The organism is Persicobacter diffluens (assembly GCF_036244895.1).
In the GTDB taxonomy this organism is placed as follows: domain Bacteria; phylum Bacteroidota; class Bacteroidia; order Cytophagales; family Cyclobacteriaceae; genus Persicobacter; species Persicobacter diffluens.
In genome coordinates, this window is record NZ_BQKE01000004.1 from 390,734 (window position 1) to 404,628 (window position 13,895).

General features: G+C 43.3%; 8 protein-coding genes. 7 read left to right on the top strand and 1 reads right to left on the bottom strand.

Going from position 1 to position 13,895, the window contains the following annotated elements:
* Positions 1-111 precede the first annotated feature (111 nt).
* Positions 112-903 carry a DUF1963 domain-containing protein gene (locus tag AAA970_RS23465; protein ID WP_338239328.1) on the bottom strand — a complete coding sequence of 264 codons (792 nt, stop codon included), beginning with the start codon at positions 901-903 and terminating at the stop codon, positions 112-114.
* A gap of 400 nt (positions 904-1,303) precedes the next feature.
* Between AAA970_RS23465 and AAA970_RS23470 the strand changes: the two genes are divergently transcribed.
* From AAA970_RS23470 to AAA970_RS23500, 7 genes are all read left to right on the top strand, one after another.
* Positions 1,304-2,674 (top strand): 3-keto-disaccharide hydrolase, encoded by a 1,371-nt coding sequence (locus AAA970_RS23470; protein WP_338239329.1) that lies wholly within the window; start codon positions 1,304-1,306, stop codon positions 2,672-2,674.
* Positions 2,675-2,709: 35 nt separating this feature from the next.
* Positions 2,710-4,038 (top strand): Gfo/Idh/MocA family protein, encoded by a 1,329-nt coding sequence (locus tag AAA970_RS23475; protein ID WP_338239330.1) that lies wholly within the window; start codon positions 2,710-2,712, stop codon positions 4,036-4,038.
* Between the two features lie 2 nt (positions 4,039-4,040).
* Positions 4,041-4,886 carry an FAD:protein FMN transferase gene (locus tag AAA970_RS23480; protein ID WP_338239331.1) on the top strand — a complete coding sequence of 282 codons (846 nt, stop codon included), beginning with the start codon at positions 4,041-4,043 and terminating at the stop codon, positions 4,884-4,886.
* 22 nt (positions 4,887-4,908) lie between these two features.
* Positions 4,909-6,186, top strand: a complete 1,278-nt coding sequence (locus AAA970_RS23485) for a Gfo/Idh/MocA family protein (protein ID WP_338239332.1) — start codon at positions 4,909-4,911, stop codon at positions 6,184-6,186.
* Between the two features lie 1,216 nt (positions 6,187-7,402).
* Positions 7,403-10,648, top strand: a complete 3,246-nt coding sequence (locus AAA970_RS23490) for a glycoside hydrolase family 2 TIM barrel-domain containing protein (protein WP_338239333.1) — start codon at positions 7,403-7,405, stop codon at positions 10,646-10,648.
* Between the two features lie 108 nt (positions 10,649-10,756).
* Positions 10,757-11,593, top strand: a complete 837-nt coding sequence (locus tag AAA970_RS23495) for an AraC family transcriptional regulator (RefSeq protein WP_338239334.1) — start codon at positions 10,757-10,759, stop codon at positions 11,591-11,593.
* A gap of 285 nt (positions 11,594-11,878) precedes the next feature.
* Positions 11,879-13,888 (top strand): glycoside hydrolase family 127 protein, encoded by a 2,010-nt coding sequence (locus tag AAA970_RS23500; RefSeq protein ID WP_338239335.1) that lies wholly within the window; start codon positions 11,879-11,881, stop codon positions 13,886-13,888.
* Positions 13,889-13,895 lie beyond the last annotated feature (7 nt).

Genomic DNA, 13,895 nt, shown 5'->3' on the forward strand with positions numbered 1-13,895 from the left:
GTGAAACGTTTGCATCAAACCGTCACAATTTAGATGCGGGCTGAAAGCCTTCAGTTTTCCACTATCTCGGTTGTGAAATTTATTCATTGTCACCACATCTTAATTTCCAGCTTAGGAGCAAGCCCAACCAAATCCTAATTCTTCTTTATTATCCGGACTTTGTGTTAAATGTCCAATGCCTGCATCTCCAAACATATAAGGTAAATTGTCTTCAGAATCAAGCTGAAACAATAATTCCATTTGAGTTTCAGTTTTTCGGTCAAAGGGATATTCAACGGATTGAACCCAATATGGCCAGCCAAATAGTTTATCCTTTTCTATTGGCAATCCGATCTCTTTCTCCTCCATTAACTCATAAATATCATCATCAATTTCAATTCCTAACTGTTCATATTCTTCAAAATGCGGATAGTCATCCACAGGATTCCAACCTACAATTACTTTTTCATTAAAAATTTCCTGTATGTCAGGTTTTATTTGAATTGATTCTCCAGCAATATCTATTTTTCTACAACATACGGCTTTAGAGAATGGGAAAAATGCTTCTAAATTTGATTCGCAGTTAGGCTCATCTGTTGTACAATAAAAGAGTTGGATTAAACCTTTATCCTTTCTTTCCGGTAATTCATTTAGGTTCAATTGAAGAAATAATTGCAAATTCTTTTTACAATTGGGACAGACCGGCCAATCATGCCCATTTCTCAAATACGGCAATCCTCCAATTTTACTTGCCGTAGAAAACTCATGCTTAGTTTTCTTAATCTGAGGTAAATAGGCCGTTCTCTTATATTTACTTAATATTTCAATAACTTTTTTCAAATCAGCTTCCTGTCCGGTTTTATGCTGATTACTATTGCTTTCTGAAGCATTCTTATTTCCAAAAATATTTTTCCAAAAACTCATGGTTTATCCCTGACTTTAATGTGTGGTAATTTCCTGCTATACAAAGCTGATCAATTCGAAATCAGCAGGCTTTAAAAAATTATACCTAAAATAGTCGATATTCCAATCAGGAGCTAAAATTTGAAACCTATTTATCCTCCTGTTCGCTTGAGTTATAATTAATTTAACACGTTTATTTTTTCACCCCTGTGATTTCCTGTATTTACCCCTTGTTTCAAATCTATTTATTCTAATCCAGCCTACAGCTGCTGTTTTCCACTTCCTTAGGGGTGCTTTAATAAAAGTGGGCTTTGATCGCTCACTTTCTCCCGAATGAAACAAAATCACGCATATTTGGCGCAAAAGCAGGTGTTGTCGCCCGGCTTGTATTTCTACTTTGTGCTCAACAAATAAGCATATTATGAGAAAGCTAAATTTTTTAATCCTCTTCTTTTTGGTGAGTACTTTAGTGGTGGCTAAAGATCAGAAAAAGAAATTATTTAATGGTAAAAACCTCAAAGGTTGGGAAACACTGGAAGGTGGAGCTTCCTTTAAAGTGGAAAATGGGGAGATTGTGGGCGTGTCAAAAGCCGGTAGACAAAGTACTTTTTTGGCTACTAAAAAAAGCTATACCAATTTTATTTTGGAATATGAATACCTGTTAGGGGAAGGGCTTAATTCCGGGGTTCAGATTCGGAGTCAGGTCAATGAAAAGGGGGTGGTATATGGTATGCAGGTGGAAGCCGAAGATTCAGATCGGGCCTGGTCCGCGGGGATTTATGATCAATCTCGTCGGGGCTGGCGATATCCGCTGGAGTATCATCCGGAAGCAAAATCGGCGGTTCGCAAAGGGCAATGGAATAAGGTGAAAGTGGTGGCTTATGAAAATAGGATCGTTAGCTGGCTGAACGGGGTAAATGTGGCCAATTTGTTGGAAGAAGACACGGAGTCCGGCATTATTGCCCTTCAGGTACATGGTTGTGGGAAGAATAAAGAGGGCATGGAAAACCGTTGGAGAAATATTACCATCGTGGAGTTGGATCAGGCACCGGATTTTTCAGGAGTAAAAGCGCCAATGGTCAGCTATTTAAAAAATGAATTAACGGCAGAAGAACAGCAGGAAGGCTGGGAATTATTGTGGGATGGCAAAACGACTAACGGCTGGCGTGGTGCAAAGCGGGATGATTTTCCGGAGAAAGGATGGAAAATTGAGGATGGCGTATTGACGGTATTATCTTCCGGAGGAGCGGAGTCCGCACATGGGGGAGATATTGTAACCACCCGTCCGTTTAAGAATTTTATACTGGAATTGGACTTTAAATTTACCGAGGGCGCCAACAGTGGTATAAAATATTTTGTGGATACAGAGTTGAATAAAGGAAAGGGTTCTGCTATTGGCTGTGAATTCCAGATTCTGGATGATAAGCAACATCCCGATGCCAAAAAAGGCGTGAACGGAAACCGAACGGTGGGTTCGCTCTATGATCTGATTACGGCTGACTCCCGCCTGTTTGTGAATGGCCTGAAACCTCAAAAGTATGTCCATCCTTCTCAATGGAACCGGGCCCGTATTGAAGTAAGAGGCAATAAGGTACGGCATGTGCTCAATGGCTGTACGGTGGTAGAATACGAGCGGAATACGCAAATGTGGAAAGCGCTTGTGGCCTATAGCAAGTATAAAAAATGGCCGGGCTTTGGGGAAGCGGAGGAAGGATTAATTCTTTTGCAGGACCATGGGGATGAAGTGCATTTTAAGAATATTAAAATTAAGCCCTTAGAGATTGCCCTATAATTTTTGTATCGTTTTTTATTTTTATCTGAAAATAGATGAGTTCCAGAAGAAATTTTTTGAAGAAATCTGCAGTAAGTGCTGCAGGTATTAGTGTGCTTTCAGGCGTAAATACTTTCGCTAATATTGTGGGGGCCAATGACCGGATCAACACCGCCATAATTGGTTGTGGAGGACGGGCACATGGACTGGTACAGGCAGTGCATTTATCCAAGCCTATGGTGGTTTCCTATATTAGTGATGTGGATAGTAATCGTTTAGAGAAATTTAAAACTTTTTCTAAAGAGAAAATTGGATATACCCCGAAGGCGGAAAAAGACTTTCGTAAAATCTTAGAGGACAAAGAGGTAGATGCGGTGGTAATTTCTACTCCGGAGCATTGGCATGCCCCTATGAGCATCATGGCCATGCAGGCAGGAAAGCATGTGTATGTGGAAAAGCCCTGCAGTCATAATGCCCGGGAAACCGAGTTGTTGATTGAGGCGCAGCAAAAGTATAATAAAGTTTGCCAAATGGGGAATCAGCAACGTTCGGCCCTATCCTCTACGCTGGCTTACCGCGATATTCAGGAGGGGGTGATTGGTGAAGTATATGCTGGTCGGGCTTTTTATGCCAATACCCGAAAGTCTATTGGCAATGGGAAAAAGATGGCGCCACCAGCTACGCTGGATTGGGATTTATGGCAGGGGCCTGCGCCAAGAGAGGATTATCGGGATAATATCCATCCTTATAACTGGCACTGGTTTAGGAGTTGGGGCACCGGAGAAATTCACAACAATGGCACCCATGAAATTGATGTTTGCCGCTGGATGCTGGGCGTGAATTATCCTAATCGTGTAGTATCTACCGGCGGGCGTAATCATTTCAAAGGAGATGATTGGGAATTTTTTGATACCCAGACTACCAGTTTTGAGTATGAGGGTGGTAAAACTATCAGCTGGGAAGGCAGAAGTTGTAACGGTTACAAAGGTCTTGGTGGCCGGGGCGTGGTGATTCACGGAACGGAGGGGTCGATTTATTTGAATCGGGCCAAATATGATTTACTGGACCTGAAAGGAAATGTGATCAAAACCGAATGGGAAAAGGGACAGTACTCGGCCAATGATACCGCGGATCTTCAGGGATTTGATGGCTTAACCACCGCTCATATGCGGAATTTTGCGGATGCCATTTTGAAAGGCGATGAACTTACCGCGCCAATTGCGGATGCGGCCATCTCCACCCAATTATGTCATTTAGGAAATATTGCCCAGGACCTGCAGGAAAACCTGAAAATTGAACCCCAAAGCGGCCGCGTGGTGGGCTGTAAGCGTGCCAAAAAATTATGGAAGCGGAAGTATGAAAAAGGTTGGGAAATAAAGGTTTAAAGATGGAGCAACCGCAGGCTTTTCAGTATGAGCAGCTTCGAGGGATGAATACTCGCCTGGAGATGATTTTGTGTGGTGACACTGAATATCTTCTCCAGGCTTGTATCAGCCGTATCCAGGCGGCCTTATGGCATTGGGAACAGGTTTTGAGCCGTTTTGATCCCGAAGCAGAGACTTATAAAATGAATTCCGGGGCTTTTCGGATGCCTTTTTCCTTAAGTGAAGATTTATGGGAAGCGCTCAGTTTCGCGGTGGATTTCCGGGAGAAGACCTCCGGCTTTTTCGATGTTTTTCATCTGGTGAATCAGCATGCGGAACGTGCGGTGGATAGCCTGGTGGCCATGGAGGAAACAGCACATACCATTCAGTTTTTGACCGAAGAGGTAAGAGTTGATTTTGGGGGCATGGGAAAAGGGCTTTTTCTGAAACAATTGCCGGAAATACTGGATCAGTTTCAGATTGAAAATGCTTTTATAAGTTTTGGGGAGAGTTCGATTTACGCCCGAGGGCACCGGCCGGATGGCGTAGCATGGACGCTGCAGTTAAGCCCCGAATGTGGTTTTGATCAGCAACTGAGGTTGACTAATCAGTTTTTGTCGGTCAGCGGGATGCACGGGCAGTCGGCTCATATTCGGGATAAGCTGGGGAATTTGCCCTGCAATCATGGGGTGGCTGTTGTTGGGGATTGCCCTTTGGCTTTGGAAGCCATTTCCACCACGCTTTATTTGGAGCCCGGAATGGAAGGGGAGTTGAAAAAGCATTTTGCTTTGGAAGGACTTTATAGGGCAAAACATAAAATGAAGGGTAGTCAAACTGGTGCTGATTTTCCTGTTGTTCATTTAACATAATTCCCTATGAATATTTTTTAATATGAAAGAGACAAGAAGAAAGTTTTTGAAAAATTCGGCCCTGGCCGGAATGGGGCTTGCATTGGGAGCCTCTGCCTTATCTTCCTGCAATGATATAGTAGCGGACGGAAAAGCCGTTCGCCTGGCAATTATCGGGACAGGAAGTCGGGGAAGGTATCTGATGGAGCACCTATTTTATCTGAACAAGCGCCATCATACTTTTGAGGTGGTGGCGGTCTGTGATACCTATAGTCCCCATCTGGAATTGGCAAAATCCCTTTGTGGGCGTTATAAGAAAAATCCTAAAACTTTTACGGACTATAAAAGTCTTATCCGGGACTGTCCGGTGGATGGGGTGATTGTGGCGACTCCTTTATATCAGCATGCCCATATCACTATTGATTGCCTGCAGCAAGGGATACACGTTTTTTGTGAGAAGGCGATGGGCCGGACTATTGAGGAGGTCAGGGCCATGTATGATGCACAGCAAAATTCCGGTAGTGTCTTATTGATCGGGCATCAGCGATTGTTTAACCAAAAATACCTGAATGCCATGGAGCGCCTCCATCAGGGGGAGTTTGGGCCTTTGGGACAGGTGCGGGCTTACTGGCACCGCAATAAGGATTGGCGGAAAAAGGTGCCGGCAGATTCTCCTGAACTGGAAAGGCAATTGAACTGGAGATTGTACAAAGAGTACTCGGCCGGATTACTGTCAGAATTAATGTCGCATCAGTTGCAAGTGGCGAACTGGGCCTTCCAATCTGCTCCGGTTTCGGTCCAGGCTTCGGGTGGTATTCAGTTTTGGCAGGATGGCCGTGAAGTAGCGGATAATTTTGCCGCGGTTTTTACCTACCCTAATGGTAACCAGCTGATCTACGATTCCATGAATATGAACCGAAATTACGGGGTGGAGGAACACTTGATCACCGACCTGGCCAGTCTGCGATTGGAGACCAACACCATTCAGTGGGACAGCCCCAATAAAACGGTAAATGATCCGGCGCCCCTGAAGGCGATGTCGGAAGCCATTAAGGATAATCTGAAAATGGGAAATGCCATTGGTGGCCCCAGCTGGGATCCGGAAACCGAAATAGAAGGGAAGAAAGAGCCGATCTATAAGGGGCAAGAAGGGGATGGGACGCAGGAATTGCTGCTGGGTTTTGTGGATTTTATTAAAGCCAAAGCCGCTCCGGACTGGATGCTCAGGGAAGCCTATCATGCCAGCATCTGGACTTTGTTGACTGAAAAAGCGATTGATAGCGGAGAAACGGTGAGAATGGACGCACAATGGATGGTGTAGCAGCACTGGTCCAGAGCGTGTTTTAGAACCAAAATGCGCAGCGAAAATTTGAAGAATGGCAGAAACGATACCCGATAATTTTGAGAAAATGGCATCGCTATTGTTGAGAATTTATTCTAAATCGTTTCCAATAATTTGAATTTGCAGCTGGATGATTTGCTTTAACCCGGATTATTCACCGCTAAATTTAGCAGTTTACGATAAGGAGAATTGTATCAGTTTGTTGTGCTTGCTTTTATTGATATTTTTAAGGTTTAAATGTGGGAGAATTTGCTTTCTCCATATGCTTTGGCGGATAAAATGAAACTTGGAACGAATCCTTCATTTTTCGCCCTGGAAGCTAAATAAGGATTTCAGCATACGTAATTCGGCTCACACAATTATTGAGGCTGTAATGTCGAATATTAAATGCTCATAACGGATTATTTTTTTTTTAAAGGATTTCGCAGCAGCGGAGTCCTTTTTTGTTTCTGCCAATATCGGACTTGTCATTTTCACTTAAAGGACTGGTGAGCATCTCCGGTAATGTATTAGGGCGGGTTTGAAAGCGAAAATTTGCAACCAAAATTTGCTTATTGCAGAAGCGATAAAGGATTCTTTTGAGAGAATAGCATCGCTATTGCTGAGAACTTACCCAAAACCGCTTGCAATAATTCGAATTTGCATCCAGATGGTGCGTTTTTAAATATACTCTTAGACGAAAGCGTACTTTTGGCTCCGAAATTGGAGTACGCCTGGGTGATTATTTCTGATTTTACCGCCCTTTTTTTGAGTCAAATGGATTTTTTTTTGAGCGCTAACATCCACCTTGGTTCAATAGGCAAGGCTTCGTTTTTTAGGAATCGGGGGTAATTTTTTCTAAAAAAATGAAGGGTATATGATTCTTTTTGGAACTCTTCCTCTTACTATGAGGTGGTTATTCTGGATGGACAACAGAAGTGGAGGGGCTTTTTTTGCTCACGCCCAAATTTTTTTCCATGACGAATTCGTATCACCTATGTATTTTTCCGTAAACATGGTCTGATTTACGCTAGTGTACATCTCCATTTACAATAGCGTCATAATTCAAGTCACTTTTTTTGATCCTTTGTGATGGGATTCGCAATAAGAGTCACTTTTTAAGTCTCTTAATTGTATAATTTTTAATGAAGGGTTTAGGGAGTTCCTATTCCTGTATTATAAGGGCCCGTAGGATTTATTTTTAAAGTGATTTTTTATGCGTTTTTTTACTCTTTTTAGTGTTTTGTGGGTTTTCAGTGTTCTTGGAGCGCTTGCGCAAGCTGACTGGGAGAATGAACTGATGTTCGAGAAAAATAAAATGGAAGCCCGTGTTCCTTCTTATTCTTATTCCACCAGAGAAGCCGCTTTGAAGGGAGACCGTCAGGCTTCCAAAATGCAGTTGTTAAATGGTGATTGGAAGTTTAAATATGTAGGTCGCGCGGAAGATCGTCCTACGGATTTTATGGCGGCCGATTTTAAAGGAAAAAATTGGGCCACGATTCCGGTTCCTTCCAATTGGGAATTGCAGGGTTTTGGCCAGCCGATCTATACAAATATTGTTTATCCTTTTACACCGGGGGCTTTTGGAGATCAACCTTTGATTGCGGAAAACTATATGGGGCCACAGCCACCTCGTCCGCCGAAGATTTATCGAGACAATCCGGTGGGGAGTTATTTCAGAGATATGGAAGTGCCGGCAGACTGGGACGGTCAGTCCATTATTCTGCATTTCGGTGGGGTGACCTCTGCCTTTTATGTATGGGTGAACGGAGAAGAAGTAGGCTATAGTCAGGGTAGCCGATTGGCCGCTGAATTTGATATTACTGATTATGTGAAGCCGGGTAAAAACCGTTTGGCCGTGCAAGTGTATAAGTGGAGCGATGGCAGTTATCTGGAAGATCAGGACATGTGGCGACTGGCAGGTATTCATCGCGAGGTGATGCTGATGGCACAACCCAAAGTAGCGCTGAACGATGTATTTGTCAGAACAAAATTTGATGCCAATATAGAGAATGCCCGTTTGGAGTTGCGTCCGAAATTGTGGGTAGCGCGGGAGACTTCCAAAGCAGAATTGAAAGCCTGGAGTCTGAAAGCGGAACTTTTCGACGGTGCTGGCCAAAAGGTGAATACCCAGCCAATGGAAATAGATCTGGCTTCTGTTTATTATGAACGTTGGCCACAACGCGACATCACCAAATGGGCCATGATGGAAGCAGAGGTGAAGCATCCGGAAAAATGGACAGCAGAGACACCGAATCTTTATCAGCTCCTATTATCGGTGCATAATCCTGCCGGGGAAGCGGTGGAATACAGAAGCCAAAAGATTGGTTTTCGCCAGGTGGCTTTCAATGATAAAAACGAATTGTTGATCAACGGACAATCGGTGAAAATCATGGGCGTGAATCGACATGATCACCATGCAGAGCGCGGAAAAGCATTGACCCGTGAGGATATGCGTAAGGATGTGGAGCTGATGAAGCAATTTAATTTCAATGCGGTTCGTACTTCTCACTATCCGAACGATCCCTACTTCTATGAATTGTGCAATGAGTACGGTTTGTATGTAATGGACGAAGCCAATATTGAGTGTCATGGCCTGGGAAGTTTCCTTCCTCAGCAGCCAAGTTGGCCGGCCGCTATTTTGAGTCGTGTGATCCGAATGGTGGAGCGTGATAAAAACCACCCGAGTATTATTTCCTGGTCACTGGGGAATGAGGCGGGTTCTGGTCCGGCATTTGCCGCTGCCGCTGGCTGGATTAAGGATTACGATCCTTCGCGATTCATTCACTATGAAGGGGCACAGGGAGATCCAACGCATCCGGCCTATCAGGAAGGTATCGGTTTTAAGCTGGGAAGAATTGAAGAGATGGCCAATCCGACAGATCCTCCTTATGTGGATGTGATCAGCCGGATGTACCCGAGCCTGAATCAGCTGACGAATATGTCCAATAGTCCTTATATTTCGCGTCCGATCATTATGTGCGAATATTTGCACGCCATGGGGAACTCGATTGGTTGTTTGGGCGAATTCTGGGATACCATCCGGGTGAAGCCGAATCTGATTGGTGGTTTTATTTGGGACATGATTGATCAGGGCTTGGTAAAAACGCATGAAGATGGTACTGAATTCTTCGCCTATGGCGGTGATTTCGGGGATAAGCCCAACGATTCCAATTTCTGCATGAATGGTGTTTTCGCTTCAGACCGTACACCGAATCCGCATGCCTGGGAATGTCGTTACGTTTTCCAGCCAGCCACTTTTGAATGGGCAAATAAAGAAGATTTTAAAGTTAGAATAATCAATAGATTTGATTTCACCAATTTGAATCAGTATGAGCTACAGTGGTCTTTGTCCGAAAATGGAAAAGTGATTCAGACCGGGAAATTAGCTCCACAGGATATTGCCGCGCACAATTCTCAAGTGGTGCAGCTTCCCGTGAAAGCATTCAAAAAGAAAAGCTCGGCAGACTATCATTTAAGAATGAGTTTGCATGAAGCCCAGGCGCGTGAGTGGTGTGCCAAGGGTACCGAAATAGCCAAAGAGCAATTAACTTATGCGGAGGCAGCACCTTTTACGACTTATGTAAGCAAGCAAAAAGAAGCCTTGAGTCTGAATGAAATAAATGGTCAGCTGACCATCGAGGGAAAACAATTTTCCGCGGCTTTTGATGCACAATCCGGAGCACTTACTTCTTATATCGTTAAAGGCCAGGAACAAATATTCGCTCCGTTAAAGCCAACTTTCTGGCGACCATTAATTGATAATGACCGTCTGTTTAGAAATGCCGGGAAAAAACAAAAGTTCTGGAGGACCTTAGCGGACAAGTTAGAGCTGGTTAGTATTGAAAAACAGCAGGAAAATGGCTTTGTTTCTCTGGCGGTAAACCAGAAAATGGAAGATAAAGTGACTTTGACAAGCACCTATAAAATTTTTCCCGATGGTGCATTGGAAGTAGCACTCGAGCTGGATGCTGATCCTACCTTACCGGAATTAATGCAATTCGGTCTGACGATGGGCCTAGCGGATCAATTTACCGAAACGGTATATTACGGAAATGGCCCTTGGGAAAGTTATGCTGATCGTAAGCGTTCTACTGAGCTGGGTTTATACAGCGCACCTACGGAGGACATGTTTTATCAGTATGCTTATCCTCAGGCGAATGGCAACAGAACGGATACCCAGTGGATTCAATTGAGAGATGCGAAAAAGCGTCATCAATTTCAAATAAAAGGAATGGATACTTTTGATTTTTCTATCTGGCCGTATAGTCCGGAAAATTTGGAGGAAGCAAAACATCCTTATGATTTGGTCCCACAGGGCTACTATACGCTGAATATACTGGCTGCGCAAGCGGGTGTAGGTGGAATGAAGCAAAAACCGATTACGCCATATGCGCTAAAATCTGGAAGATATAAGCTCCATTTCGTTTTGAAAGCGGATAACAAAGATTTTTCACTTTGACATTTAATCCATCCACAATAGATGAAGCAATGGCTTCGATTTAGTCCAAAGGGCCATTGCTATTTTTTTCTTTAAACACGATTTATACCCAACCAAAATCAAACTATTATGAAACTTATTGTAAAAAAACCGGAGTTAGAACAAGGGAAACAATTGCAAATCCATGAGAAAAATATTCCTTGTTATGATGATGATTGGCATTATCATCAGGAATATGAGTTGATTTATGTGGTGAAGGGTAGTGGAATCAGGTTTGTCGGGGACAGTGCACAAAGTTTTCAGGAAGGAGATTTGGTATTAGTGGGGCCTAATGTGCCGCATTTATGGAAAGATAAAAATGGAGGAGAGGTGAATAAGGTCGTTATTAAATTCACCGACCAGCTGGTGGGGACGGATACATTCAAGCGCTTGGAATTCCGACATATAGCGCAGCTTTTGGAGCAGTCCAAATATGGCATTCGATTTGAAAATATTCCCGGGGTGTGGCACAATATGGTATTGCAGTTGTTGCAAATGTCCATGCCAGAGCAATTGATTCACTTCTTAAGCTTATTAAATAAACTGGCCAATAGTGAAGATAAAATATTTCTGTCCGTTACGGATATGTGTAAAGAGCAGGAATTCAATACCGAGCGCTTAGAAAAGGTGATTCGGTTTGTGGCAGCGCATTATAATGACAATATCAGCTTGCAGCAAGTGGCCGATATCGCCTGCATGTCACCTAATTATTTTTGCAGATTCTTTAAAAAGATGACCAGCAAGTCCTTCTTTCAGTATTTGAATGAAGTTCGGGTAAAAAATGCTTCTCGCTTGTTGATCCAGGATAATTTGTTGATTTCGGAAATTTCGGAAATCGTCGGTTATCGTTCTATCACCCATTTCAATAAGCAGTTTAAGCAGATTATGGGGACTACCCCCAACACCTATCGGTATCAAATTGCATGATAAGAGCCAGGATAACAGTCAGAATTCGTAAAGACAATTACAAGTATTAATAAAAATGAAAAAGGAAGCATGTTAGATTAGGATTAATCAAATATGCGAAATTTGGGTAATCGGATAGACGATAACAGTGATGCTGTTGATGATAATAAGTATTATACCACAACACCTTTTTCTTTAGGGCTATAGAAATGATCGCATGGGGGGTGATCATTTCTATGCCACTTTTTCATTTATGTCTCATTAACATTGATCATAAAAACACTTAATATTTTTTTAAATTATTATATGAAAAATAATATTTTTACTCTTTTCTTATTGATTTTTAATTTCACTTTATTTGCTCAGGAAAAAGCAATTATTAATAATAGTGACAGTCCGAATATTGTATTTAAAAGTGTCAATTTTGGAGATTGCCATTGGACAGAAGGTTTTTGGGCAGATAAGTTTAAAGTTTGTGAGGAAGTGATGATGCCCCATATGGGCACCTTGTTAAAAGGGGACATTGGCCATGCTTATAACAACTTTAAAATTGCTGCCGGAATCAAAGATGGTGAGCATCAGGGAGAGCTCTGGCACGATGGCGATTTTTATAAGTGGATGGAGTCTGCTATGTATATTTATGCCCAGAATGGGGACAAGGAAATATTGCAGGAACTGGATGAAATTATTGGCGTTATAGCTCAAGCCCAGGAGGAAGATGGCTATATCTCTACCCAGGTGCAGACCAGTGATTTGGGGCGTTTTTCCAACCGAAAACACCACGAACTGTATAATAGCGGTCATTTACTGACCAGTGCCTGTATTCATAAGCGTTTAACCGGTCAGGATAATTTTCTGAAGCTTGCCGTGAAGCATGCTGATTATTTATACGATCTTTTTCAGCCACAGCCGGATTCCCTAAAACGTTTTGGTTTTAATCAGTCTCAGATCATGGGGTTAGTCGAAATGTACAGAACCGTAGGCGATCACCGCTATTTGGAACTGGCGGAAACTTTCATCAACATGAGGGGAAGAGGTGGAAATAAGGTGGACGCCACAACCAAACCCAAAATGGTGGGGGATATGGTGCAGGAGCGTATTCCCTTGCGTAAATCGAAAGAAGCCACCGGTCATGCGGTGCTGGCACTGTACTATTATGCGGGGGCGGCAGATGTGTATGCCGAAACCGGGGAAAAAGCCCTGATTGATGCTCTGGATCTGTTATGGGAAGATGTAACCACCAAAAAAATGTATGTGACCGGGGCAGTGGGGCAGACGCATCACGGCCTATCGAAGCATAAGGATGTCATTCATGAGGGATTCATTAATGAGTATATGATGCCCAACCTGACGGCCTATAATGAGACTTGCGCCAATATCGCCAATGCCATGTTTAGCTACCGCATGATGGGGATTCATGGAGATGCCAAATATGGCGACATCATGGAGTTGGTATTGTTCAACAGTGCCTTATCAGGCATTAGCATTGAAGGAAAAGACTATTTCTATGTGAATCCTTTACGCAAAGTAAATGGCGCACTGGATTATAAAGCGACCGCTGCTTCTTGCCGGGAGCCTTATATTGACTGTTTCTGTTGTCCGCCGAATTTGGTGCGGACCATTGCTAAATCTTCCGGTTGGGCCTATAGCCTGAAAGAAAATGGTTTAGTAGTTAACATGTTCGGGGGAAATGCCCTGGACACCCGGATGTTGGATGGTGCTCCTCTGAAATTGCGCCAGTCCACCAATTATCCATGGGAAGGAGTCATTGATCTGACGATTGAAAAGTGTAAAAAGTCTGCTTTTGAAATTTTATTGCGCATCCCGGCCTGGGCCAATACGGCCCGCCTGATGGTGAATGGGAAGGAAGTGCCTACAAAAATTACAGCAGGAACCTTTGCAGTGGTCAATCGCCAATGGAAAAAGGGGGACCAGCTGCGATTGGAATTACCGATGGAGGTAAAATATATGCAGGGGAACGCCCGTATTGAAGAGGTACGGAATCAGGTGGCCGTGCAAAGAGGGCCGGTGGTATATTGTGTAGAGACCCCGGATTTGCCCAAAGGGACGGACATTTTGGAAGTGCATATTCCGGAGCAAGCCAATCTGGAAGTGGATTATCAGCCGGATTTTTTGGGTGGGCTAAGTGTCATCCATAGTGATTTAAGGCTAAAGCCGGCCAATCGCGATAAAATGTATCAGCCAATAGAAAAAAATGAATGGAAAACGTACAGAGGTCAGTTGATTCCCTATTTTGCCTGGAGCAATCGCGGGGATAGTGAAATGACCGTCTGGATGCCCATTATATGGAACTAAATATTTT

Excerpts from the sequence above, each read along its gene's own strand:
- AAA970_RS23500 (WP_338239335.1), top strand. The coding sequence starts at position 11,879 with ATGAAAAATAATATTTTTACTCTTTTCTTATTGATTTTTAATTTCACT.
- AAA970_RS23490 (WP_338239333.1), top strand. The coding sequence starts at position 7,403 with ATGCGTTTTTTTACTCTTTTTAGTGTTTTGTGGGTTTTCAGTGTTCTT.
- AAA970_RS23475 (WP_338239330.1), top strand. The coding sequence starts at position 2,710 with ATGAGTTCCAGAAGAAATTTTTTGAAGAAATCTGCAGTAAGTGCTGCA.
- AAA970_RS23495 (WP_338239334.1), top strand. The coding sequence starts at position 10,757 with ATGAAACTTATTGTAAAAAAACCGGAGTTAGAACAAGGGAAACAATTG.
- AAA970_RS23485 (WP_338239332.1), top strand. The coding sequence starts at position 4,909 with ATGAAAGAGACAAGAAGAAAGTTTTTGAAAAATTCGGCCCTGGCCGGA.
- AAA970_RS23470 (WP_338239329.1), top strand. The coding sequence starts at position 1,304 with ATGAGAAAGCTAAATTTTTTAATCCTCTTCTTTTTGGTGAGTACTTTA.
- AAA970_RS23480 (WP_338239331.1), top strand. The coding sequence starts at position 4,041 with ATGGAGCAACCGCAGGCTTTTCAGTATGAGCAGCTTCGAGGGATGAAT.
- AAA970_RS23465 (WP_338239328.1), bottom strand. The coding sequence starts at position 903 with ATGAGTTTTTGGAAAAATATTTTTGGAAATAAGAATGCTTCAGAAAGC.